General features: G+C 47.3%; 27 protein-coding genes. 18 read left to right on the top strand and 9 right to left on the bottom strand.

Annotated features, from left to right (window positions below):
* The first annotated feature begins 3 nt into the window (after positions 1–3).
* Positions 4–447: a hypothetical protein gene (locus L3N51_RS03225; protein ID WP_238025418.1), complete on the top strand. Its 444-nt coding sequence runs from the start codon at positions 4–6 to the stop codon at positions 445–447.
* On the opposite strand, the gene L3N51_RS03220 is transcribed toward L3N51_RS03225, so the two are convergent.
* A complete protein-coding gene (locus L3N51_RS03220) occupies positions 421–1470 on the bottom strand; it encodes a DNA polymerase IV (protein ID WP_238025417.1) in 1050 nt (349 codons plus the stop codon). The genes L3N51_RS03225 and L3N51_RS03220 overlap by 27 nt on opposite strands.
* On the bottom strand, positions 1467–2297 hold the full coding sequence (locus L3N51_RS03215; protein WP_320056937.1) for a PfkB family carbohydrate kinase: 831 nt from the start codon (positions 2295–2297) through the stop codon (positions 1467–1469). The genes L3N51_RS03220 and L3N51_RS03215 overlap by 4 nt, the downstream gene beginning before the upstream one ends.
* Before the next feature lie 207 nt (positions 2298–2504).
* Between L3N51_RS03215 and L3N51_RS03210 the strand changes: the two genes are divergently transcribed.
* Complete coding sequence (locus L3N51_RS03210) at positions 2505–3863, top strand: RuvB-like helicase (RefSeq protein WP_238025416.1); 1359 nt, start codon at positions 2505–2507, stop codon at positions 3861–3863.
* Here L3N51_RS03210 and L3N51_RS03205 read toward each other — a convergent pair.
* Together L3N51_RS03205 and L3N51_RS03200 are read right to left on the bottom strand one after the other, a co-directional pair.
* On the bottom strand, positions 3849–4319 hold the full coding sequence (locus L3N51_RS03205; protein ID WP_238025415.1) for an NUDIX hydrolase: 471 nt from the start codon (positions 4317–4319) through the stop codon (positions 3849–3851). The genes L3N51_RS03210 and L3N51_RS03205 overlap by 15 nt on opposite strands.
* A 68-nt stretch (positions 4320–4387) precedes the next feature.
* Entirely contained in the window at positions 4388–4984 is a 597-nt protein-coding gene (locus tag L3N51_RS03200) for a hypothetical protein (RefSeq protein ID WP_238025414.1), read from the bottom strand.
* A 215-nt stretch (positions 4985–5199) separates the two neighbouring features.
* On the opposite strand from L3N51_RS03200, the gene L3N51_RS03195 reads away from it, so the two are divergent.
* The 5 genes from L3N51_RS03195 (at position 5200) to L3N51_RS03175 (ending at position 10046) form a co-directional block, all read left to right on the top strand.
* Positions 5200–6075 (top strand): mechanosensitive ion channel family protein, encoded by an 876-nt coding sequence (locus tag L3N51_RS03195; RefSeq protein WP_238025413.1) that lies wholly within the window; start codon positions 5200–5202, stop codon positions 6073–6075.
* Positions 6076–6161: 86 nt separating this feature from the next.
* On the top strand, positions 6162–8750 hold the full coding sequence (locus L3N51_RS03190; RefSeq protein ID WP_238025412.1) for a COG1361 S-layer family protein: 2589 nt from the start codon (positions 6162–6164) through the stop codon (positions 8748–8750).
* A 35-nt stretch (positions 8751–8785) separates the two neighbouring features.
* Entirely contained in the window at positions 8786–8929 is a 144-nt protein-coding gene (locus L3N51_RS03185; RefSeq protein WP_238025411.1) for a hypothetical protein, read from the top strand.
* Positions 8914–9636 (top strand): helix-turn-helix transcriptional regulator, encoded by a 723-nt coding sequence (locus L3N51_RS03180; protein ID WP_238025410.1) that lies wholly within the window; start codon positions 8914–8916, stop codon positions 9634–9636. Before L3N51_RS03185 ends, L3N51_RS03180 begins: the two co-directional genes overlap by 16 nt.
* Positions 9633–10046 (top strand): hypothetical protein, encoded by a 414-nt coding sequence (locus L3N51_RS03175; RefSeq protein ID WP_238025409.1) that lies wholly within the window; start codon positions 9633–9635, stop codon positions 10044–10046. Before L3N51_RS03180 ends, L3N51_RS03175 begins: the two co-directional genes overlap by 4 nt.
* Here the strand turns inward: L3N51_RS03175 and L3N51_RS03170 are convergent.
* Both L3N51_RS03170 and L3N51_RS03165 read right to left on the bottom strand, forming a co-directional pair.
* Positions 10043–10471: a PaREP1 family protein gene (locus tag L3N51_RS03170; RefSeq protein WP_238025408.1), complete on the bottom strand. Its 429-nt coding sequence runs from the start codon at positions 10469–10471 to the stop codon at positions 10043–10045. The two genes, L3N51_RS03175 and L3N51_RS03170, sit on opposite strands and share 4 nt — an antisense overlap.
* Before the next feature lie 47 nt (positions 10472–10518).
* Positions 10519–11817, bottom strand: coding sequence for an APC family permease (locus L3N51_RS03165; protein ID WP_238025407.1), 1299 nt, complete (start codon positions 11815–11817; stop codon positions 10519–10521).
* Positions 11818–11903: 86 nt separating this feature from the next.
* Between L3N51_RS03165 and L3N51_RS03160 the strand changes: the two genes are divergently transcribed.
* From L3N51_RS03160 to L3N51_RS03150, 3 genes are read left to right on the top strand one after another with little or no spacing between them, the layout of a single operon-like run.
* Positions 11904–12296 carry a hypothetical protein gene (locus tag L3N51_RS03160; protein WP_238025406.1) on the top strand — a complete coding sequence of 131 codons (393 nt, stop codon included), beginning with the start codon at positions 11904–11906 and terminating at the stop codon, positions 12294–12296.
* A 29-nt stretch (positions 12297–12325) separates the two neighbouring features.
* Complete coding sequence (locus L3N51_RS03155) at positions 12326–12805, top strand: AAA-associated domain-containing protein (protein ID WP_238025405.1); 480 nt, start codon at positions 12326–12328, stop codon at positions 12803–12805.
* A gap of 42 nt (positions 12806–12847) precedes the next feature.
* Positions 12848–13582 carry a VIT1/CCC1 transporter family protein gene (locus L3N51_RS03150; RefSeq protein ID WP_238025404.1) on the top strand — a complete coding sequence of 245 codons (735 nt, stop codon included), beginning with the start codon at positions 12848–12850 and terminating at the stop codon, positions 13580–13582.
* On the opposite strand, the gene L3N51_RS03145 is transcribed toward L3N51_RS03150, so the two are convergent.
* Positions 13560–14489, bottom strand: coding sequence for an MBL fold metallo-hydrolase (locus L3N51_RS03145; RefSeq protein WP_238025403.1), 930 nt, complete (start codon positions 14487–14489; stop codon positions 13560–13562). The genes L3N51_RS03150 and L3N51_RS03145 overlap by 23 nt on opposite strands.
* Positions 14490–14548: 59 nt before the next feature.
* On the opposite strand from L3N51_RS03145, the gene L3N51_RS03140 reads away from it, so the two are divergent.
* From L3N51_RS03140 to L3N51_RS03110, 7 genes are all read left to right on the top strand, one after another.
* The gene (locus L3N51_RS03140) at positions 14549–15880 is read left to right on the top strand and encodes a DEAD/DEAH box helicase family protein (RefSeq protein WP_238025402.1); all 1332 of its coding nucleotides are present in this window, start codon (positions 14549–14551) and stop codon (positions 15878–15880) included.
* Positions 15867–17312, top strand: a complete 1446-nt coding sequence (locus L3N51_RS03135) for a DUF790 family protein (RefSeq protein ID WP_238025401.1) — start codon at positions 15867–15869, stop codon at positions 17310–17312. The genes L3N51_RS03140 and L3N51_RS03135 overlap by 14 nt, the downstream gene beginning before the upstream one ends.
* A gap of 5 nt (positions 17313–17317) precedes the next feature.
* Positions 17318–17932, top strand: a complete 615-nt coding sequence (locus tag L3N51_RS03130; protein ID WP_238025636.1) for an HAD family hydrolase — start codon at positions 17318–17320, stop codon at positions 17930–17932.
* Positions 17933–17975: 43 nt separating this feature from the next.
* Entirely contained in the window at positions 17976–18851 is an 876-nt protein-coding gene (locus L3N51_RS03125) for a hypothetical protein (RefSeq protein ID WP_238025400.1), read from the top strand.
* A gap of 242 nt (positions 18852–19093) precedes the next feature.
* Entirely contained in the window at positions 19094–19282 is a 189-nt protein-coding gene (gene mcu7, locus L3N51_RS03120) for a DNA-binding protein Mcu7 (protein ID WP_009071314.1), read from the top strand.
* A 147-nt stretch (positions 19283–19429) separates the two neighbouring features.
* Entirely contained in the window at positions 19430–19783 is a 354-nt protein-coding gene (locus L3N51_RS03115) for a hypothetical protein (protein WP_012020541.1), read from the top strand.
* A gap of 131 nt (positions 19784–19914) precedes the next feature.
* Complete coding sequence (locus tag L3N51_RS03110) at positions 19915–20181, top strand: hypothetical protein (protein WP_238025399.1); 267 nt, start codon at positions 19915–19917, stop codon at positions 20179–20181.
* Between the two features lie 4 nt (positions 20182–20185).
* On the opposite strand, the gene L3N51_RS03105 is transcribed toward L3N51_RS03110, so the two are convergent.
* Positions 20186–21124, bottom strand: a complete 939-nt coding sequence (locus L3N51_RS03105) for an RsmB/NOP family class I SAM-dependent RNA methyltransferase (protein ID WP_238025398.1) — start codon at positions 21122–21124, stop codon at positions 20186–20188.
* A 415-nt stretch (positions 21125–21539) separates the two neighbouring features.
* Between L3N51_RS03105 and L3N51_RS03100 the strand changes: the two genes are divergently transcribed.
* Complete coding sequence (locus L3N51_RS03100; RefSeq protein ID WP_238025397.1) at positions 21540–23876, top strand: M1 family metallopeptidase; 2337 nt, start codon at positions 21540–21542, stop codon at positions 23874–23876.
* On the opposite strand, the gene L3N51_RS03095 is transcribed toward L3N51_RS03100, so the two are convergent.
* Positions 23851–24558 carry a hypothetical protein gene (locus L3N51_RS03095; protein WP_238025396.1) on the bottom strand — a complete coding sequence of 236 codons (708 nt, stop codon included), beginning with the start codon at positions 24556–24558 and terminating at the stop codon, positions 23851–23853. The genes L3N51_RS03100 and L3N51_RS03095 overlap by 26 nt on opposite strands.
* Between the last annotated feature and the right edge of the window lie 5 nt (positions 24559–24563).

The raw sequence follows: 24563 nt of genomic DNA, 5'->3' as shown, positions 1-24563 counted from the left end.
TTCATGAAGGTCAAAATAAAGGCTATAGCTAACCTTTCAGGTCACGAAAGGTTAGCTGTCATCCCCCTGGCAGTACACGGGAAGTATCTCCTGGGCCTGAACTTTTATGAGGACGTGGAGGGGGGAAGGCTAGCCAGATTCGTGTTGGTCGAGGACAAGTATGGAGAGGTAAACGACGTGAGGGTAGTGGAGGGCGATAAGGTGATAGTGAGGGCAGAGGGGGTGAGGGAGGACATGGAGAGACTATCAAAGGTCATAAGGGTGGAGAGAACTAGAGTAACCGAGAATATCCCTCTCATACTAAACCCCAGGGTGGAGTCCAGAATAGAAGGAGAGGAGAGGGGAGTTAGGGGGTATCTCAATTACGTGAACAGATATGGGAAACCGGATCTCAGGAAACTCGAGGGCGTAATATCGCTATCAGTGGAGGAAATCCTCGAGGGTTGAGGATCTGGTTATCTTACCCAGCCTCACCCCCACCCTCCTGAGTCTCCTACCGTCAGACTCTATGATTCTGCGCAATAACTCCTGTGCCACTGATAGTGCCCTGTCCTGAGAAATGCCAAACTTGAAGCTCCTTCCCTTGCTCACTATATCGAGGTCCTCCATGATTGCCACAACGTAGATCTCCATGGGTATACCATCCACCTTTGAATACGCTTCCACTATGGATTTCTTCAGGGATGGAAGTATCTTTTCAATGTCCCTGGTGTTCTCTGGTAAGGTGACATATCTTCCCCTGTGGGTTATTTCCCTAGTCTTCACAGGGTCGTGGTAAGTGTTATTTGCCAGACTTAACAGGTAATTTGCCTTGCTTCTACCCACCAGCCTAACCAGTTCCTCGGTCCTGTTGCTAACATCGCCCAGCCTGTTAATTCCAGCCTTCCTCAAAACCTCCTCTGTTATCTTCCCAACTCCCGGCACCTTGGATATGTCAAGATTATCTAGAAACTCCTTAACCTGCTCAGGATAAACTATTCCCAATCCGTCAGGTTTATTCATGTCAGCAATTATCTTAGCAATGACCTTGTTCGGGCCTACACCCACTGTCACCCTTAACTTCTCCTTTTCAAGTATTTCTGCCTTCAACCTCATCGCCAGTTCCCGGGCCTCATCAAAGTTTTTCACTCGTCGCGTTATGTCCAGGTAGGCCTCATCAATACTTGCCACCTCAAGTCTGTCACCGTAGTTGGATATAATCTCCATCACCCTCCTGGACATCTCCTGATAAACTTCCTTTCTCATGGGAAGAAAGATAGCGTCCTTTCCCATCTCCTTTGCCTTGATTATGGGCATTCCTGCCTTGATTCCCAGTTTCCTGGCCTCATAGTTTGATGTGGCCACGGCTCCGCTGTCCTTGCTCCTGCCAGAGTAAACGCAGACCACCACAGGCTTACCCCGCAACGACGGGTTCAGGATCTCCTCGATCTGCGCATAGAAATAGTCAAAGTCAACAAATAATACAATCATCTACAAATTACTTTTACTTCATTCTTTTTTAGCCTTTCTTCAACCTGCTCAAGGGTTGGGGAAGCGGTACCTCCTAGCCTTTCCACTTTAAGAGCCGAGGCCGTAATTGCAAAACGTAAAGCCTCCTCCACTGTCTCGTCCTGGGAATACTTAACGTTAAACGCTGCGTCAAACACGTCACCTGCTCCCGTGGTGTCCACAACCTTCACTTTGAGGCCATTTGCCTCGCACTCAATCCCATCCCCCAGTACCATGGCTCCTCTACTTCCACGCTTGATCACGACCAGCTTTGCGTCTATCCTTGACCCCAGCCTGCCGTACTCCACCTCGTTGGTGTAGATTATGTCCACCTTCTCCCCTCCATATTCCGCTGCATAGGGTCCCGGATCGTAACTGACCAGCCTTGCACCCTCGTCGTATATTACGGAAGTTGGAGGTACCGAGGCGAAGTGAATTACATCGAACATTCCCCTCATCTTGCTAACGTCTTCCGGCGTGGGAATCAACGAGTGGGTCTTCTTCCTGATCATGGATATCCTTCCATCCTCTCTCAGGAAGATTACAGTGAGGTTAGGCTCAGCGTCCACTTCCTCCACGTAATCAAGCCCAACCCCTTCTTCGGCCAGTTGAGTCATTAATGATTTCACTATGGGAGATCTGCCAATTTTTGCCAGTATCTTGGAGCCATGTCCCAACCTGTGCACGCTTAGTGCATAATTGGTCGCCGCTCCACCTGGAAAGATGTTTAATGTATCCGTATAGAAAGGATGATCTGGCTCAGGAATTCTATCTGCCTTCACGATGATGTCCACATTGAGCTTTCCCACCGATAGATGAACTGGTATGGTCAGTTAGCCGCCACCTCTTCACATTTCTGCCCCAAAGGTTATCATCATGGAGAAAAAGGTTATTGGCATAGACTATAAGATTTCCCCAGTTTTATCTCCCATCAAGGTTCCGGATCACCCGGACCATTTACGCAACCTTGGAAGTTAAATTCAAAAATATTGACGCAAAAAAATTGCTGATGTCCCATGGCTGAGATCAAAGAAGTTAGAAAAGTTGAGACTGGAAGGGCAAGTATTCATAGTCATATTACGGGTCTCGGCGTGGATGAAAATGGGAAGGCCAAATTTAAGGCCGATGGACTCGTGGGACAGGTTGAGGCCAGGGAAGCAGCCTGGGTGGTTGTACAGTTGATAAAACAGGGTAAAATGGCAGGTAAAGGAATCCTGCTAGTGGGGCCACCTGGAACAGGCAAGACGGCCTTGGCCGTGGGCATAGCCAAGGAATTGGGAGAGGACACTCCCTTCAACACGCTCAATGCCTCAGAAATATACTCCGTGGATCTCAAGAAGACGGAGGTGCTCACCCAAGCCCTAAGGAAGTCCATAGGCGTTAGGATAAGGCAAAGAAGAATGGTTTATGAGGGGGTAGTAAAGGACATCAAGATGAGGATTGCAAGGAGCAGGCTCAACCCATATGTTCAGATGCCCAGGGAGGTGGAGATAAAGCTTGCAACCAAGGATGAAGAGAGAACGCTCACCGCTGGCGAGACCATAGCTGAGCAGATAAGCAAGATGGGAATAAGGAAGGGGGACGTGATATGGATTGATGCGGAGACTGGAAACGTAGTCAGGACTGGAAAGGCCAAGGGAGTGGAGGGAGTAAAGACCTTTGACATAGACACTGGAAGAACCGTGGAGATCCCGAGTGGACCGGTAAAGAAGGAAAAGGAACTAACGAACACGTTCACCCTTTACGATCTAGATTTGACCCTAGCGGCTCAGAGCATTTCCATCACAGCGTTGTTCTCGCTGTGGAGTGAGAGGGAGGTTAGTCAGGACATCAGGAAACAGGTGGATGCCTACGTGAAGGACATGATCAATAAGGGTACTGCGGAGCTCATACCTGGAGTTCTCTTCATAGATGACGCACATATGCTGGATATAGAGACGTTTTCCTTCCTGACGAAGGCTCTGGAAGCTGAACTGGCTCCCATACTGGTTCTAGCCACTAATAGGGGGACCACAAAGATAAGAGGCACAGACGTTGAGGCGCCACACGGTATGCCCCTAGACTTACTTGACAGGCTCCTCATCATAACAACCAGGCCCTACAGCAAGGAAGAGAGCAGGGAGATAATCTCCATAAGGGCGGAGGAACTGGATATTGAACTGGAGCTAGCAGCTCTAGACGAACTCACCAACATGGCTGCAGAGGAGAGCCTCAGGTACTCAATCCAGCTACTTGAGCCATCACAGGTTATAGCAAGGAAATCTGGAAGGGGAGTGGTCAAGGCTGAGGATGTAAAGGAGGCGTCGAGGCTGTTCAGCGACCTGAAGAGAAGCGTTAAATATGTGAAAGAGTATGAGAACCTATTCCTTAAGTGATGACTGGTCGACGGCTTGGACTTGATGACTTGATCGTTGCCGGGCTGAAAGGAAATCCTTCAGGATTCTGTAGGTCATCCCCCAGATAATGTAGCCATGATACACGAAGTGGTCATTTTCTTCTCTAAGTTCACTGGGATCAACCCAAAACCACTTATCTACTTCTCCATCTATCTTCACCTGTGGTGAACTTGTGTAACCAACGAACACGGCAACTCTCATTTCCCTGTTGTGGGGAGAGTACATTCCTAGGTAACTTAAGTTGGTTGGTGTGATCCCCACCTCCTCCTGAGCTTCCCTCACGGCAGTCGCCTCGCAACTCTCATCCCCGTCCCTATGTCCGCCGGGAAGTGCCATATGTCCGCTCCAGGGATCTCCCTTCTGATCAGCCCTTTTTATTACTAGAAATTTCCCGTCATCCCTAAGAATTAGCACAACCGCAGCGTCACATTCCATAATTAGAATATTTGGCAACTTCATTATAAAGCATTAAAGTAACAAAAGCATCTAAATCAACTCTTCCCCTATAAGTAGAACCTTGGGACTATAGTCTTTCTATGTTTCAGAATCTTGATGGAGATATGAAGGTGCTCCTCCATAATCTGTTTCGTGAAGAGACTGCAAATACCCGCGTCCATAACTCTCATCATTGTCTCCCTCAAGGTCTTGGAGATCTCATCGGTGTTAATTCCCTTGATTATTTCCACCCCTTCTTTCAACGAGTCTTGTGTGGCCCATAGATTAAACCTAGTTACAGGGCTGTACAGTATTTGTTCCACGTAATAAAGCGGTTTCCAAGAGTCCAGGGCATGTCCGTGATCTATGATAAGACCCTTTCCATCTTTTGCCATAACATGTTCCCTCTTGAGATCCACATTTAGCAGGAATTCCTCAAAGGGTAGGGCCATTCCCAGCTCGAAAAGGTTAGTTACGTTGTTTCCTTCAAATTGCTCAAGACGATCCATAGAAAGTGCGTGTTTACCGTCCTCAAGTTTGACTAACTCAACCTCATTCACAGGAAGACCAAGGGATCTGCCCAGCACAGACGAGAAAAGCTCAGATGATATTTCTAGGGCAACGTGAACATCCCTTTCTCTTTTTGGCATTTTGATGAATTTCACTCGCTGGCAGTTCACCACTAGCTGAAAAAATTACTTGTTCTTGGTTTGGATTTTCCTCTCTGGTCTGGTATGTAGCGGAGATATATCGCTGAGTCCATGGGAGCGTGCTCCGGTCTGTTCAGCGAAAGCTGAGCTGATTGACTTAATCAGATTCGGGGAAAGTTGTCCAAAAAAGTCGTAAAAAATAAATGAAATGATAACCCAGTGTATTACCCATGAGTTCTACTAAACCATTAATAAGAATCCTCTTACTCTTAGTAATAATTGGAGCCTTAGTTTACGTTCTTCATGTGGTATTATCAACCATTATTGCCTCTAACTCCAAGCTAGTGCCTTACGTTAATTACGTTCAGCTTGGACTGGACGCTGCCCTAGTAGGTATTGGCGGTTATGTGGTCATTAGAATCATCAAATATGCTCTAGAGAATTACCTGGCGACTAGAGCCGACAAGGTAACCATGAGAACGGTGTCCCTCGTAGTGGATCTAGTCCTTTATACCCTACTGGTATTGGCTATTCTCTCGGCCCTAGGGGTTAATCTCACAGGAGCTGCGATCGGTGGCGCGGTAGGTGGTGTGGCCATAGGTTTGGCCGCTCAGACCGTGGTCTCTAACATTCTATCCGGGGTGATGGTAACATCTAGCAGGACTCTACGACCTGGAGATGCGGTAATACTCCAATCGTGGATCTGGTCACCCCCTATTGTTGGTGAGGCAGAAAGGGTAACCCTTCTCTTCACTGAGGTGAGGACCATATCCGGGAACCTGGTCAAGGTTCCAAACTCGGCTTTCCTAGGAAACACTGTGTTCACTAAACTAAAGGAGGATGGATCGTTCTCATATCCTTACGAGCTTACGGTTAATGCGGACGTGCCTGGTAACTTGTTGCTGGAGCGAGCTCATAACATAATAGAGGACGAATTTAAGAATATGAAGGCCCAGCCACCCGAGATCTCGTTCTATAACAAGAACGGATCTACCAACGTTTTTCTCGTTGTGATAAGGCTCGATGAGATGAGAAATCTCACCCGCTACCTTGATACCGTGAATAAGGCCTTCGAAAGAGCGTACTGGGAACTCAAGGGAAAGTAGCTGGACCGAGCCATGATTTAGTAATTACGATTTGAAACATCTACCGTTACATGACTTTAAATACTAAAGATATATCTTTAGCACCTATGAGATCAAGGTCTTTGTACACAATATTGATAACGGGGCTATTACTTCTTGGAACGTTTTTCGCGACAGTTCCGGTTTATGGGATTGGAATCTCATCTCCACAGTTGCACTTCATAATGTACGCCAGACCTTTGGAGGAACCACTGGCTCCGGGAATGACAAACGTTCCTATCAACTTTACCCTGATAAATGCAAACAATTTTGCCCTGTACAATGTAAATATCTCAGCATTTAGCGTGTATCCCTTTGAACTCATAAACTACTACAACAATACGCAGAACACAACAGTACTTCAGTGGAACCCGGGGCAGGTTATAAACGTAATTTACTACTATAACATTAACACCTCCGCCTCTAACGGTGTCTATAACATCAGCCTGAAGGTTGCGGGACCCATTGCCATTTTCCGTCATTTCCATGAAACCCTAAACGCCTCGGTGGCCATCCTTGGCTACACCAGGGCATCAGTTCAGGCCGTTTGGGGCTCCCCATCCTCGCCACAGCTGGTTGCTCCTGGTGATAACAACGTTCCCATAACCCTTATCATAGACAATCAAGGTAACGTGGAGATATCCAATGCCTCCCTACTTCTGACCTCAACCTATCCCATCAGGTTCATGCAGAACTACCTCAACGTGGGCTACTTACCTCCGGGCCAGCCCATAGAGGTCACAACTTACGCCTCAGTTTACCCCAACGCCACCTCTGGCGTCTATCAGATCCCGGCCCAGATCCAGTACTTCTCGCACAGCAGATTGACGACCACAATCTCTATTCCCATAACCGGTTACGCTAATTTCTCTGCAACCGCAGTCTGGGGAAGCACGTCCAACCCCATCATAGCTGGAGCTGGTAGTGCAAGGCTTCCACTCACCATCATACTAAACAACCTAGGCGACGTCAATGTGGATAACGTATCAATTACCTTCCCTCAAAACGAATTCCCATTACATTTCCTGCAACAGAGTGGTTACCTTGGGATAATACCGGCCGGGCTCTACTCTGAGACAACATTAACGGTCTCTGTATACTCTAACGCGTCACCTGGCGTGTATTACATTCGGGGAACTGTCAACTACTTCGACGAGAGGCAGACCATCTATGTGCCTGTGGCCATCCTTGGCTACACCAGGGCATCAGTTCAGGCCGTTTGGGGCTCCCCATCCTCGCCACAGCTGGTTGCTCCTGGTGATAACAACGTTCCCATAACCCTTATCATAGACAATCAAGGTAACGTGGAGATATCCAATGCCTCCCTACTTCTGACCTCAACCTATCCCATCAGGTTCATGCAGAACTACCTCAACGTGGGCTACTTACCTCCGGGCCAGCCCATAGAGGTCACAACTTACGCCTCAGTTTACCCCAACGCCACCTCTGGCGTCTATCAGATCCCGGCCCAGATCCAGTACTTCTCGGGAAAGGAGGTGATTAATACATTCATTACGGTGCCCATAGTGGGGTATGAGACCTTCTCCATATCCAGCGTATGGGGGTCAACGTCTTCCCCGTTGACTGCTGCACCGGGACAGACTAACCTGCCCTTAACCTTTATAATAAGGAATCTGGGAGACGTTAACGCGCTCAACGTGTCTCTCTACGTTACAAGCTCAGAGTTCCCCATTCAGTTCACGCAGAGCTCGATCATGATAGGAATAGTCCCAGCGGGTCAAATTAACGAGGGTAGCGTTACCGTGAACGTCTACCCGAATGCTACGCCTGGAACGTATTATATTCCTGTCGTTGTGCATTACAGCGATGTTAACGTAACCCAGTACGTGCCGGTCACCATTTATCCGCCAAAAATAGCCCTATCCCTCTTCACGGTACCGCCCCAGGTATTCCCTGGATTCTACGACGTGAGAGTTGACGGCGTTATAACAAATTATGGAACAGCGACTGCACAGAACTCATATGTATTTCTGCAATCACCCTTCCCGGTGGTTTCCCAGAACAACTTGACCATTGGAGCTATCCCACCGGGGGTACCTGTTAACGTATCTTTCCTGATTAATGTTCCCGACTCAGCGAGTCCAGGACAGTATCACCTTAACTTCACCATCTTCTACGATGGGGGTAGCTATACCAAGTCGTACTCCCTCACCGTGTATCCTAAGGCCAACCTCACGATAGTCAATGTGATCTATCCTTCCCTGCAGGCTGGCGATACCAAGGTTCCCATAACCCTTGTTCTTAAGAACGTGGGCAACGCCACAGCAAAGAACGTTAAGGCAATCCTTGGAACTTCAGACGTTATATATCCTCACGTTAGCTCATCTAATCCTCTCCAGGGACTGACAGCGTCAGAGTCAAGTCTTGGTGATATCGGTCCAGGACAGGAGATAAATGTCACGTATGTGGTTGATGTGAGCGGAGGAGCCTCCGTTGGTTCTTATCCATTAACCCTGACCCTGGTGTGGAACCAGACAGGATCATTCGTGCCATTCGTTCAAAACGATCATTTCTCCGTTACCGTGACTCCCCCATTAACTTCAGTGATAGTACAGAATCCTGCATTTTACATAGCTATCATAGTAGTAATTATAATCATAATAGTGGTTCTAATTTTGCTCAGAAGAAAGAAGTAACAACATTTTTTATCTTATTCTCTCTATTTTTATTCATGGTTGCTGAGCATTTGCTTAAGCTATTGGCATTCATTGTTCCAGCTTACCCAGCTATATCTGTGGCGCTAGCGTTTCTGTTCTATTTTGCCATCATTGCGCTAGCTGGAATAGCGGTGTTTCTGTCATGCGTCAAAGGGTAATCTTTCTGCTGGTGATAGCGTTGGCGTTGTTACCAGTTACCATTTCGCAGGTTAGTGCTACGTTTTACTATAATGGTACAGTGATACTTTACTTCAGCAGGCCCGAATGGATACTTGTTCCAAGCAACTGGACCTTGGTGACTACACAAGGTGTGCTAGAAAGAGGCGGATATGTGTATCCCGTTAACACATCAGAGATCAAGTTTCATGTGAGGACCCAGGGGGTTATTGAAGTCTCACAACCCAATATTTCTTCAGTTAGCGTCATTCTGCCCTTGAACTCTAGGATTACATATATCTCTCAGACCCCAACATCCCTCAATGAGGAGGGGTCATACATTAATATCACTTTCAGCACTGGGAACGTTACCGTACTGTACTATATTGTGGACCAGAATCCGTTCCTGAATCCATATATCTACAGTACGGGTGTTAGCAGTGGAGCTACTGCGTATCTGGCTTACCTTCTCTGGAGAAGGAGACCAACTCCTCAGGTTGCCCCGCCCAACGAACTTGACGACAGAGATATCAAGATACTTGAAGCCATAAAGGCGGGAGCAGATAACCTGAGTAAGATCTCCGAGCTATCGCTACTTCCTAGGACAACCGTATATAGGAGGGTGAAGAAATTGGTGAACCTAGGTCTCATAGAGGAGATAAGGGAAAGGGGCAAGGTTAAGTACGTAGTGAAGGGTGGTGCGAAGTGAGGACCGTTATCATTATCCTGCTCTTGGCCATCTCCCTGGGTTTTACCGTGTTTTCGTCCGTGAAACTTATCTCCACTACCGCCCCCACCCAAGCACCTCAAGGTCATCCCTTCAATCTCAACTTTACTGAAACGATTGTAGTGGACCGATCCGGGACCTATCTGGTGAAATTGACTGCCAACAGCACGGTGAAGTCCCTGTACGTTATTGCAATACTTGACCTATCCAGGGGAGATCATAGGACAATTGTTCTCACCCTTTCATCTCCATTACAGGTAGTCCATCTTCATAAAGGAATATATGAGGTTCAATTTTATGCTACGGGTATAACAAATGAAAATATATCAAAAACACAGTTAGAACAAATAATTAACTTAACGGTCATGTATCAAGGAGAGCACGACGATTAATAAAGAACCGCTATCTTGCAGTTGTTTACGAATTCTTTTACGTATTTCAAGTATTCTTGGACATCATCCTGTTGAAGAAATTCGAAAATGTAACCATCGTAATGGAGCCTTTTCCCTACTTCCCATGCATTGCCTACCCATTCCCCTAGTATGTCCTCCAGATAGATGGGGAGTTCCCTTAGCTCCTTTCTCACCCCAAAGTAGTCTGCCAGGGCCTTCAATCCCTCGACAATGGCCTTGAAAAGCATCTCGCTGGCCAGAACATGAGAGGTTTTCAGGGTCTCTTGAGCCTGTTCCAGGTAGAATTCAGCCGTGTCAAGCCTTATCTTCACAATCTCTTGGACGTTAAGTTTTCCCTCCAGTGCATCATTGGCCTCATTTCTGGCCTCCTTTCCGATTTCGATTATTGCTTCGGGTAGTTTCACACATGAATAATTGCTGGGTAGGATCTTATAAGAGGGATCATCAAATATTACTCTTCAGGGTTTCGTTGTCTTCTTCTCCTTAGTCCCTGAATTACTCCCATCACTACGAGAACTATACATGAGACTATGCCTACCACTAGTCCCTCTCCAACTTCAAGATAGATTGAGTAAAGGCCCACCACCATTAAAATGGCGGAGAGGATTCCTGGAAGGGTCTTCACTGGATTCAGCCCTAACTTGTTCCTGATCTTGGGAAGGCCTAGGGACAACGCGGTATGAGTAGCGAAAAGGGCAGTCAATGAACCTAGGAAAAAGTACTGATACCATTGCAGGAGATTCCCGGAACCTGAAATTCCTAGGTCAATTCCCACGAACAGTGCACCAACGAGCAAGGTGGACCTAGGAAGGCTAATCTTGAGAAGGGAAAGGGTAAGCCTAGATAATGCCACATACGCTGCTATAAGAGAACCAACAAGGCTGTTAATGGTTAACACCAGCATCACCAGGACAAATGATTGGCCCATGAACTGTTTCGCCACTATCAGCCCCGGGAACCCCGTGTTGGCAAGGGTCTCCACTCCCTGTTCAGAACCTCCAGCCAACACCAGATAAACGGAGGAAAACGCTATGGCACCTGAAGCCAGGAGGAAAGCAATCAGGTAAGATATGCTCACAGTTTTCCCTTTCCCACGTGCCTCCTTTCCCAGGAAGAAGGACGCACCTCCACCTGCTACAGTAAAGGAGGTTGCAATGGCACCGCTGAGTACCTGAGGTATCCCTGCAGAAGGCGTTAGCGGGAGTAAGGAGAATCCCTTATGCCCAATAACTGCTATGCCTAGTATCACTATTACCGCTATTTCCGCAAGTGACGTAACGAGACTATAGTAAAGGGGAGGTTTTACCCCCGTAATCATGAGTAGAAGTATAGCTAAGGGAAGTATCACTTCCGCTATCCTGTCCACCGTTCCAGGGACTCCCATCAGGGGTAGAAGTACTCCGGAGGCGTAGGTGGAGGTGGAGATTAAGTAGTACATGTAACTTCCCCAGTACATCCACCCCAGTACCATCGCCATCCTGTCGGGATACATGTTTCTGGAAAAAGTATAGGTACCCCCTTCGGAAGGGAACGCCTTTGACAGTTGATATCCCACATAAACCCAAAGGGAATACATTGCGACGCCCAGTATGGACGCAATGCCACTGGATGTTCCGGCCAGTGCCAGGGTGGCTGTCAAATATGCAGCCATGGAGCTTAACGGTGCGATTGACGCCAGCGATTGGCTGAAAACTAGATAGCCTGGCAGGGAGGACTCCCTTATCTCGAGCCTTTTGGATAGGCTAGCCATATGATGAAGACAAGGTACTCCAATATAAATACCACTGCAGTAAGTGACAGGATAACTTATTTCCCACCAACACTAGTTAACATAAGTTGAGGATCTACTCAATCCTGCTCCTAGGTTCGGCCATATGCCTCAGTATTGGAGGCTATCTTTTACTGGGCGTTGTACCTTCCATCCTCACCGCTATGACCTACGTGGTGGTAATAGTTTTGCTGGCCCTCTCGTATTTGGTGGAGAAAGGCATTGCCTGGGCTCTCAATCTAGGATTCATTCTAGGTATCCTAGCAATTCTGTCCTCTTCTCTTTCTCAAGCTCACATGCAGGCCCTTTCCCAGTTCGGTTCTTCGCCAAGAATAACCATCCTCGATGCACTCATGGTGATGGGTTTCTACGTTTTCCCCGTAGTCTATATTGTTTTCTGGGTTAGGGGGAGGGCATCCAGGAAATCCAGGGATCTCATGAATCAAGCTAAGAAAGATTGAAATATTCTGCTTTACATAGGTTTCTAGTTATGAACGTAATTAGTTCCGATGCCAGAATAGCGGACCTCCTAGGATTACTTTCAATCCTTCAGAACATATTTGGCGGAAAGGCAGACCTATATCAGATAGAGAAGGAGATGGAGGTGGACGTGGACGACCTGATGCCCATTGTTTATGCAGCCAACTCCATGGGCTTCGCCACTGTAGGGGAAGGTGATATCATCATAACTGATAAGGGGTCTGAGTTTCTCAAGTCCAATATCAGAAGAAGAAAGGAAATCCTCAAGGAGAGCCTAGTAAAGACCGAGCCATTCAAGACTGCGGTTGAACTGGGAGAGTTCACCTTGGACAGCCTCATGGAAGCTCTGGAGAAGAAAGGGGTACAGACATATAACAAGCCTGAGGGAAAATACGAACTTCAGTTAATACTTCTGGAATGGGGAGTCTACTCAGGCCTGATCTCCAGGGTGGACGAGGAAACATATAAGGTCAACTACGATAAATCGTAATTCTAGCAACTCTTTTAAATGAATCAGAATAAGTATGGGGTTATGGAACATAAGGAAATCCAACATAGAACGGAGGAGGCCGACGTCTTCAGGACAAAGGTCTTTGGAGTTCAGGATGGATTAATAGGTGTTGGAAGCATTGCCCTGGGCGCGGCAGGATTTTCCCACGACTCTCTTCTCGTTCTAGTGACGGGACTCATAGCCACCATAGCCCAGGCCTTCTCCATGGGCGTCGGAGAATTCATCTCCACTAGGGTGAGGATGCAAGTCTTCAACAACGAGATCAGGAAAGAGGACTACGAGATTCAGAATTTTCCGGAAAAGGAGAAAGGAGAACTGATCTCTTTCTACGAGGAGAAGGGATTCTCAAGGGAGGAGGCAGAGAAGATAGCTGAGATACTCATGAGGAACAGGAACGTTGTGCTTAACGAGATGATGATTCATGAATTGAAGATCTTTCCAGAGGAATTTGAGAAACCCGCCAAGCTCGGTCTGATCATGGCCCTCTACTTAGTGATCGGGGGATTGATACCCTTGATACCCTTCGGGATAGACGTAATATTCAGGATAGGTTTCGACGTTGCAATTCTGTCATCTGTGGCACTCATCCTGATAACACTCACCATTTTTGGATCAGCATCAACCAGGTATACTGGACTGCCCAAATGGAGGGGAGCTGGAGAGCAGGTAGCAACGGGTCTTCTGGCACTCGTGGGAAGTTATCTAGCGGGTTACGCACTTTCCTTCGTGTTTCCTATCCCTCCTGGTCTATTCTAAGAAGAGAAGCGAGGTTTCTCGGTATTCTAGCTGGCGAGTTATCCCTGGCGAAAAGCTCTCTCCTTTTAGCCTCAAGCTGAAGAGTCTCCTTGCCAAGGATTTCGGCTGCAGTGGTAAGCTTAACGCCCGAAGACTTGGCCACGTTATATAGGTCTGAAAGTACCTCCCTATACCTTAGATCCCTAAGAACGTGGTGATCTACTATCATGGTTTCCAATCCTGACTTGGCCAACCTCTCCATGTTCTTCACAGAGGTATGCAGTTGATCCTCTGTGAGGGCTCTGCCCACTAGGTAACTTAGGGGTCCGTCGATCACCAGGAAGTTGGGCTTCCTTTCTAAGGTGAATTTTACGTGTTCCTCGCTTGGAACTCCCTCCACGTCTGAGGTGAAGAGTATGGAGGAGTCTCCGTCGGTAATGAAAACCTGAATAACGTAGCCCAGCCTTACGTCTGCCCCGTGGGGCACAGGATGGGACACGATAATCCTGGTGTTACCCAATCTGTACTCTTTGCCATCAGCGTACGATATTTCCTTAGGCAAACCCTTGATGGCCCTAAGGAACTTGGGGGCCCTAATCTTACCTTGGCTGGGGTTTATATACGACTCCGGGTTCTTTACGAGAACTAGCTTATCCCTATATACCTCCTTTGGTATAACGTAACCCGGATCGTGATGATCGTAGTGATAATGTGTAACCACGAGTACGTCAGATTCCTTTGCCTTTTCCGTGATTTTCTTGGCGAGCTCCACCAGCGTATCTACCTCAATCCTGTGCGGAGGTAGACCGTATCTTCTTGGTGCCAAGGAAACAGCAGGATCTATGAGAATCCTCACGTCCTTGGTCTCCACCAGCGTTGCCTGTGACCTTACCCCCAGGCTCTCAAAGGCAATTGGTTCAATCTCCATAATCTAGTTAACATCAAATAATTTTTAACTTTAGGTCAAGTATTAAATCAGAATCAAGGTTGGTACTTCTGAAATATTTTAGGGGACTGCTTATTTCCGATCACTACGCCCCATCGCTCGAGTGGAGAGAGGAGTTTAAGGCCTACGTCGCACCGGCCTACAGGTATTATCAGGTGCTGGAGTACTTCAGGCAGGGAGGGATAGAGGTTAAGGATGAGGTAATGGATCCGATTCCCTTTCCGCTCATAAGGGATTCCCTGAAACTGAGGGATTATCAGGAAAGGGCCATGAGGGTATGGATGTCCAAGAAGAGAGGCGTGTTGGTGTTGCCCACAGGTTCAGGTAAGACCGCATTGGGAATAAAGGCCATTGCTAACCTCAGGGTGGCAACCCTGGTGGTCGTTCCCACGATTGAGCTCCTTCATCAATGGGGAGACAGAATAAGGGACTCCCTGGGTGTTAAACCGGGAATTGTGGGGGGCGGAGAGGATGACGTTCAGGGAATAACGGTGATTACGTATGATTCGGCCTATACCAAGGTAGAGAGGCTGGGAAACAGATTTCCCCTTGTGATATTCGATGAGGTTCACCATCTTCCTTCAACTGGCTACATAAACATAGGGGAACTGATGGCATCGCCCTACAGGATGGGATTAACTGCCACCCCAGAGAGGGAGGATGGCAGGCACGTTCTATTGAGGGAAGTGGTTGGTCCAATCCTGCTCAGACTCTCCCCATCACAGTTAGCCGGGAAATACCTGGCAGAGTTTAAGGTCGAGAAGGTCTATGTGGAGTTAACTCCCAGGGAGAAGGAACTGTACGAGAAGTTGAGGAACAAGTTTACCTCATTTCTGAAGAGGAGAAGAATCAGGATGGCCGGGCCCAGGGATTTTCAGAGATTCATATTCATGGCTGGAAGGGACAAGGAGGCCAGGGAGGCCTTACTGGCCTGGAATGAGTCGTTGAGGCTGGCCGTAAACTCTGAGAGTAAGCTAATGAAGTTGAGGGATATCCTCAGGGACTACAGAAACGAGAAGATAATAATTTTCACGAGAGACGTTGATATGGCCTACAAGGTATCCAGGGAATTCCTGGTTCCTGCAGTAACTTACCTTACGTCGAAGGAGGAGAGACAGGAGATCCTGTCCAAGTTCAAGAGTGGGGATTACAGGGTAATTGTTGCCTCGAACGTGTTTGATGAGGGAGTTGACGTTCCCGACGCAAGCGTGGGTATAGTGCTAGGAGGTTATGGAACCTCAAGGCAGATGTTACAGAGACTTGGGAGAATCCTCAGGAAGAAGGAGGGAAAGGTAGCCACACTCATAGAGATTGTAACCAAGGGGACAACTGATCATAACTTAAGCAGGAGGAGATCCAGTGCTACCAAGTGAGCTAGCAAGGTTCAGGATTTACGGGGACACCATCTATCCTTCCTTCGCTGGGGAGAAGGATCTGGAGCTAGTGAAGGAGATGATTCCCTTCTACAGGGTTGGTATCACTTACGGGGAGGTAGAGGAGAACGTCAAGCTATTGGAAAGGATGTATGGAAAGACCACCCAGGGAGCCAAGCTGGTGAGAGGTCTTCACAGGGTTATCTCCAGGTATATCACCCTGTCCGGGGAGTCCCCCGTAGATCCCAAGAGGATAAGGGAGGAGCTGTTTGCCGGGGGTCCCGCACTCACACTGGAGGAAAGGGAGAGGAGGTTAAGGGAGGTAAGCGAGAGACTCGGTGTTGATGCCGAGAGGTTCATGTTTGGGGATATGGATGAGAGCAAGGTAATCTCCAAGGTGGAGATACCCTCTCCGGAAGATATAGTAAAGGAGTATAACCTCTCTCTCCTTCAGACCATCCTGTTCAGGTCATACAGGGTAACCCTGAGCACGGAAGGAAACTGGAAAGACCTCTTGAGGACCGTGAAGAGACTTGGCCTCATGTATACCGCGTATCCCAACCCTGTGAGGATAGAAGTTATGGGTCCCTATACCCTTCTGAAGCCATCGGAGAAATATGGTAGAAACCTGGCCATTCTAGTGCCCTACGTAATCGGTTCAGGCAGGTGGAGCATAGAGGCCGAGATCATCTTGGGAAAGAGGAAGCGAAGGGTTTACCAGATGAAGGTGGAGAATCATCAGTGGATTGGAGGAAGGATGGAGCAGGGAAAGCTCTTTGATAGTTCAGTGGAGGAAGACTTCTACTGGAACTTCAGGGGAACGGTAAGGGATTGGAAACTGGAGAGAGAGCCTGGACCCCTTGTGGTCAACGGCAGGATATTTCTACCTGACTTCTTGGCTGTCAAGGACGACCTGAAGGTATACCTTGAGGTGGTGGGCTTCTGGACAGAGGATTACTTGAGGGAAAAGGTGAAGAAACTCCAGGGGACGCGAAATCTGTTAATACCCATCGTGAGTGAGGAACTAGGATCTGGGAAGATTGGCGATTTGCCAGTGGTCACGTTCAAGAGAAAGATTGATCCTGCAAAGGTATACCAGGCACTGAGAGAGATTGAGCAGTCTCTCCCAACAAGAAGGGTGGAATACGAACTGGACGGAAGTGACGTGGTATCACTCAAGGAACTGGCCACAAAATATGGGATATCCGAGGGACTCCTTCGTAAAAATCTTAGGGAATTTCCAGGATACGTTCTTCTCAAGAACTATTACGTTAGCCAAAAGCTCATGGAACAGCTTTCAAAGGAAGACTTCTCCGGTAGAAAGCTCCAGGAACTCGTTAAGGAAAGGGGAGAGTTCATAACTGAGGTGCTCGAAAGGTTAGGTTATAAGATAAAGTGGGTGAACATTGCTGAGGCGGTGATCACAAAGTGAAAGCCATGATTCTTGACTTGGATGGGACTCTCGCCACCACGGCTCTCCTTCACAAGGAGGCATGGGAGCTGGCCATGAAAAGGCTAGGAATCAGTGCAAACGTGGATCTTGACCTTCTCATGGGAAGGAGGACTCTGGATATAGCTAAGACTCTTGGTGGGGAGAGATACCAGGAGCTCTTCGAGGTTAAGAATGAGATATTTGACGAGTTGGTGGTCAAGAAGGCCACACCACTACCCTGCGCCAGGGAGATGGTGAATAAGGCTAGGTCAAGTGGATACTCCATAGCTGTTGTTACCTCATCCCTGAGGAGGTCAGCGTCCAGGAGTCTGGGGGCAATCGGCGTGACCCCCGATTTACTGGTGGCTGGTGATGACGTAGAAAAGGGAAAACCAGATCCCTTTCCCGTGATTCTTGCTCTCAATAAGCTAGGGGCATCGGCCTCAGAGAGCGTGGGGGTTGGGGACACGCTTCATGACTTCCACGCATTTAAGGGAGCGAGCCTGGGAAAAATCTTCATATTGAAGGGCGAACTGGGATTGAACCTATCATTTCTGGAGAGTCAGGGAGCCATCATAGTGGAAAGTCCGTGCGACGTGATAAAAGTCCTGAGACTTTAAGGATTATGAAAGAGTTTTTTATGCTAGGCTAGAGCATTTACTAATGAACAGAAACCTCATTATAGGTATAATCGCAGTGGTGATAATAGTCCTTGCGGGAGTTTTTGCCTTTCTGGAGCTTCATCACAACTCATCCAACATTGTAGCATCAGGCGGACCAACTTTACCCACTCAAAGTCAAATAACTCAAGATATTCCAGGGAAGTGGAAAGTGATCTCTTTGGGAGAGATAAATTCTTCACAGTTACTGTCCGGAATGTATCCAAATGCACTTTCGCTGTATCAAGAGTACGTGGAGCCCTCTGGTTCCAATACGACAGTTGTTTCAATCTCAATAGTCAGCTATGCGGGTCAGCCCAACGCCACCACAAGCCTTCCACATGCCGTGGTGGGACATTATTTGATAGAGGTAAATGCCACAGGTAATGTTTCGCAATCCATTCAGGAAAGTTTCCTGTCCTTGGCCAAGGCAGACCTGATAGGTGGAAACGGTACGATGATAACGATGCCGAGCTTCATGTATCCCAGCTCTTCATCTCTACCCCTGGTTGAATACGCCGTGAGTAACCTGACCTCACAACAGGGTAACTTTACACAGTATTCAGCGTATTATCTAGGTACCACTTCAACAAGTGGTGAATCCCTCGGAGTTGATATACTACATGGTACCAATTCAACCAACTTGTATAACTACCTATACTCTACCACCATAATACCCTCAAATGGGTCGTCCAAAGGACCCTCATCCCTTGCAGTTAACGGAACCCTGAACGGAGCTAAATACTTTAATCTCTCCGTAAATGGCACCTTTGGACAAACATTCTACTATGTTGGACTTAAGGGAGAGTATGTGGTCCTGGTTCAAGCTCAACCCAATCAAAATTTTCAGGCATTTGAGTACATCATTGAAAGACTTTAAGGTAAATTTCTTTTCAAGATTTTTCTCTAAATCTTTCCCCCATCTAGTCAGTATTATCCATGGAAACTAGCTTCTTTTTGACTATAAATAAAAGACTTTTTTTATTAGTTAGGAGTTGTTATCCAATCACTCTCGATAAAATTTGGTCCCTTTAAAAGGAGTTTTTAATTAAGGTATTATCATTAGTAGTACTTACCTTACTATCGTAAGGTTTATAAACGTTGATACCGTATTAACATTCAATGGCAACCAAAATAAAGTTCAAGTATAAGGGTCAAGACCTAGAGGTGGACATAAGCAAGGTAAAGAAGGTCTGGAAAGTAGGAAAGATGGTGTCCTTCACCTACGACGACAACGGTAAGACCGGAAGAGGCGCTGTTAGCGAGAAGGACGCACCCAAGGAACTACTGAACATGATAGGAAAGAAGTAAAAAAGACCCTTTTGACTAAATGTTTTCTTTTTCTCTTCTCTTGAATTTCATTATATTTCTAATTTTCTATGTTTATTAGCTCAAGCATTAGATCATTGGATTTATACACTATTTTATAAGCTATGAGTTGAAGTAGAGTTGATCTAAATGAGAATAGCTCTCACATATGATAAGGAGAGAAACCTTAAGCCATTGGAGGAATCAGAAATCATTGCAATAATTGACGAGGAGAAGAGAGAGGTGGAGCAGTATGAGAATCCAGCATATGCCATGAGTAAGGAAGCTACCATGGCTGCGATACTGGAGTTGGAACCTGAGGCAATAATAGTTAAGAATCAGTTCTTGTGTCCAGGTTCCTACATGATGAGTTATGGAAGAATAAAGTACATACCCACTACCTATAACACTCTGGACGAGATTCTGGAGCACCTAGAAGAGGTCAAGAAGGGTATTAGGGAGGATTTGGACGAAGAGATGTATGCAGAGGCATATCCAGAATAACCTTTTTAGATATGCCCTAAGATGTAATAAGGGTTTAGATGGCTCATCTGTTAATTGGAATTTTGATTTTTATTTTGTCCTTAATAATTTCGTGGGTAATAGCTTCTATACCTGTGTGGTTGTCCGCTAAGTTGTTTTCATCTAAGGCCAGTTTGGGAAAGGCCATGCTTGCAACGTTTGTGGGTATACTCATCTTCTTAATTCTGGATAGACTGATTAGCCCGTTCAGTCACTTCATTGCCCTCATTGTGGGTTTCATTGCAGTGCTCTGGGTATTCAAGACAATATTTGATGTGGGCTGGTTGAGCTCTCTGGGCATAGCCATCGTTGCGTTCATTATCACCTTGATCATTCTGGTTATTCTGGCAGCCATAGGCCTTGGTCTATCGCTGTTGTGAAAGTTCACCTGGTCATGTGAGGCTCTATCCTTGAGATGAAAAACCCCTCTGAATAGTCGAGATGTGGATAAGTTCTCATAACCTTCATCCATACCTTGGACTTTCTGTAGCCCTGGTGAAGAGGATCGTCTGTCAGTTTCACCAGATACCTAGAAAATTCTTCAACCTGCCTTTCACCTTCGTCCGGGAAGAGGGAGCATGTGGAATACACGACAGGAACGCCTAGAGATAGTGCCCTTCTCAGTATCCTTTTCTGGACGTTAACGAGCTTAAGGAGTTCGGTCTTGGTCAGGCGAAGCGCAATCGAGGGATCCACGTTTATTGTTCCAGAGTTGGTGCAGGGGGCGTCTATCAGGATCTTATCCGCATTCGTAATCCAGAACTCGCTTCCGTCTGCAATTACTAGATCCACGTTCTGGACTCCCCATCTTTGAAGAAGCCTTCTCTGTACCTCAACCCTCTTCATGGATACGTCCACCGAGATCACATATGATCTATTCTCTGTGAGCTGTTGTATGAGGGAGGTCTTAGTACCGGGCGCTCCACCTATTTCAAGGATTCTCTCTCCGGGCTTCGGATCGAGAACCTTCACCACTATTACGCTGGACTTATCTTGTGGTATAAGTATACCCTCCCTGAATTCGGGGAGAGAGGACACCTGAGGGGATATCCACTCCACAAGGTAGCTAAATTCAGGGTCAGGCCTGAAAGAGTAACCCTTCTTTTTCAGCCTCTCCAGGATATCCTGCAAGTTATTTTTCAGTGTGTTTAACCTTACCCAGTTCTTCCTTCTCAGAAGTTTTCGTAATCCCTCATCCCCAAGGAGAGGTCTAACTCTCTCGAGGATCCACTTGGGGAGGGAGAAGGGATCAGCCCCCACGGAGAGGGCTACCTTTACTGCCTCTGGGGACTTCAGGTCCAACAGTGGGTACAAGCGCTTCACGTGAGGGAGAGCCCAAACAACATTCCGATATGTTTCGAAGCAACCAGGAACGCTCTCACCTATCTCCCTTACGGCCTTCTTGAAACTGGATTCCAGCGATGAGGAATCCAGATGCCTGAGGGCCCTGACAATGACCTTAACACAGTTATCGTTAGTAGGAGTGCTTTCAAAGGGCTCACCGAATCTCGTCTCTCATCACTGTCCGGACATTGAAGGATTGATGCTATGAACTATAAAACTTGGGCCTCTCGATATCCGAAAGGGACAGGTTAATTCATTTCTATAGCACGCAGAGTGGTTGGTCCAGATCCAGAAAATAGCCTATCTTTACGTAGGGTTCAGGAACCATGGAAAGACATTTACATCAGTGGTCAAGTCCATAAGTTTTTTAGTTGAACGATGTTCACATGGTTTCATGAAGATAAACTCGTATGATATTCATGTAATTTTCAATTTTAAGGAATTGAGTTACAGGGGAACAGAGGTCATCAACTTAGAGACTGAGAATGGAGTGGAACTTGACGCCGTGGGACTGGAGATTCATTTAGTGGAGGTTGACGGAAAGCCTATCACTTTCCAGCAGGATGAGAACAAAGTGAAAATTGGAACGGGTAAATTCTCGGGCAACCTCAAGGTAACCTTCTCGGGAAAAGTTAGGGATACCCTCGTTGGAATATACAGGGCACCCTATGATGGCAGTTACATGATATCCACGCAGTTTGAATCGAGTCACGCTAGGGAGTTCATACCATGCGTGGATCATCCAGCATACAAGGCCAAGTTCAGATTATCTGTGACAGTGGACAAGGGACTGCAGGTAATCTCCAATATGCCGGTCAGGGGAACAAGGGAGGAAAAGGATCAGGTTACCTACGAATTTCACGAGACCCCTCCCATGTCCACATACCTCCTCTACGTAGGAGTGGGCAAATTTGAGGAGTTCAGGCTGCAGAATACCCCCGAGATAATTGTGGCCACGGTTCCCGGGAAGATCGGTAAGGCGAGGCTCCCCGCCGAGATGGCGAGGGACTTCATAAAGAAGTACGAGGAGTATTACGGTATAAAATATCAGCTGCCCAAGGTTCATCTCATAGCTGTCCCAGAATTCGCCTTCGGTGCCATGGAGAACTGGGGTGCTATCACTTTCAGGGAGACCGCTCTGCTTGCAGACGAGAAGTCTGGATTCTCCAACATCAGGAGGGTAGCAGAGGTGGTGGCACACGAGCTAGCCCATCAATGGTTCGGAGATCTAGTTACCATGAAGTGGTGGAACGATCTATGGCTTAACGAGAGTTTCGCCACCTTCATGAGTTACAAGATAATAGACATGCTCAGGCCAGACTGGTATATGTGGGGAGAATTCCTCTTGGACGAGACGGCTGGGGCTCTGTTGAAGGACTCCATTCCCACTACCCATCCCATCGAAACTAAGGTTAACTCCCCGGAGGAGGTGGAACAGATCTTTGACGACATAAGCTACGGTAAGGGCGCGTCAATCCTGAGAATGATCGAGTCATACATAGGGAAGGAGGAGTTCAGGAAGGGTATTTCCAAGTACCTGGAGAAGTTCAGCTACGGAAACGCTGAGGGAAAGGACCTATGGTCCAGCCTTGAGGAGGCATCGGGTAAGCCTGTTTCCAAGATAATGCCCCACTGGATACTTGAGGAAGGATATCCTCTTGTCAGGGTGGAGATTAAGGGAGACGAGCTGGAAATTACCCAGGAAAGGTTTGGTCTACATCCCGTCCCAGATAAGACCTACCCTATCCCCTTAACTCTAACGGTTAACGGGGAGAAAAAGGACTTGGTCATGGAGGGTAAGAGCGTCAGGATCAGGGTAGGGCAGGTGAAGAAGCTCAAGGTAAACCTGGACAAGGCCGGGTTCTACAGAGTGCTATACTCTGATCTGACGCCAGTCCTAAACTCGGAGCTAACGCCAGAGGAGCAGTGGGGTCTAGCAAACGACTACTTTGCCTTCCTCCTTGCAGGGAAAGTCTCAAGGGACGAGTACTTCAGGACTGTGAGAAGTTTAATGAACGCCAAGCATCACCTTCCCGTGCTGGAGTTGGCAGATCAGCTCTCCATGTTGTACGCAGTGAATAGTCAAAAGTACGGGGATATTGCAAAGGAATTCCACATGAAGCAAGTGAAGGAGTGGAGTGGCAGGAATGACCCTGTGGGCAGGAGAACCTACTCCACCTTGGCCATGAACCTATCAAAGATGGACCATGAATTCGCGAAATCCCTCTCCGCTCAGTTTGCCCAGTACGAACAGTTGGACGGAGACCTGAAAAGCGCCGTTGCTGTAGCCTACGCCGTGTCCTCAGGTCCTAAGGTGCTGGATCAGCTCTTGACCCTCTATAAACAATCTAAATTTGACGAGGATAAAACTAGGCTTCTCAATGCCATGCTCTCCATGAACTCACCTCACTCTGTTGTCAATGTCCTTAGCATGGTATTCACGGGGGAGATGAAGAAGCAGGACATAATTAGATCCCTCCAGTACTCTCTATTCTATCCGGGCGTGAGGGATGCGGTATGGGAGTGGATAAAGATACATGCCAGGAAGGTTGCAGAGATCTATCAAGGGACCGGGATATTCGGCAGGGTTATGGCTGACGTAATACCCCTACTCGGAGTGGGGAGAGTTGAAGAGGTGGAGAAGTTTTTCGAGGCTAATCCAATAAGGGGATCCGAGAAGGGAATAAAGCAGGGAATAGAGATCCTTAAGGCGGTTTCAAGGATTGCATAGATAATATTGAATTGATTATTTTCATGGCATCTTCCACTTCAAGTTCGGTGTACACGTGATAGCCCTTTTCTTTCTCGGTTTCAAGCGGAGTGGAAGTAATCATTGCATTAGAATCTGAGACTATCACGCTGAAGCTTAGCTCGAAATCTATCTCCACGACGTGTAGGTGCTTGGTGAGGCTCTCCCTTACTCCCTTATATTCTTCTGCCATCCTTTCTCTGCTCTCCACCTTAACTGCAACCTCTTCCCTACATGCTTTCCTCTTCCTATAGGAGAAGTACAGCATGTAATAGATGATACCCAGACCCAGCAGAAGTGCTGGTACAATTTCTAAACCCCTTATGCCCTTAATAAGAAGAACAACCCATACTGCCCCTACGGTCACCAGCACTATCCATGGCAATCTGGTGTACAACTCAATCTTGTTGGAGAGCTCTTGGATTTCTTGGGATATCTTTTCCTCCTCATCCTTCATGTAACCTTTAGCCCTATTCTCGAGCCATCTGGCCCAGTTAAGATCTGAGGTAATTAGCCTTACATCCACTCCACTTCCGGCCTTCCTCAGAAGATCTTGGGCGATGGAATCTCTCAGCTTATCGGTCAGGACGATTAGCCTCTCAGTAGCGGAATTAATCAACTGACTTACTCTTTCAAATACTTCCTGCGTTTCAAGTAATTCCAAATTCC

Source organism: Metallosphaera javensis (ex Hofmann et al. 2022) (genome assembly GCF_022064045.1).
Taxonomy (GTDB): Archaea; Thermoproteota; Thermoprotei_A; order Sulfolobales; family Sulfolobaceae; genus Metallosphaera; species Metallosphaera javensis.
Note: the sequence above shows the minus strand (reverse complement) of the source record. Positions and strands in the feature narration are given on the sequence as shown.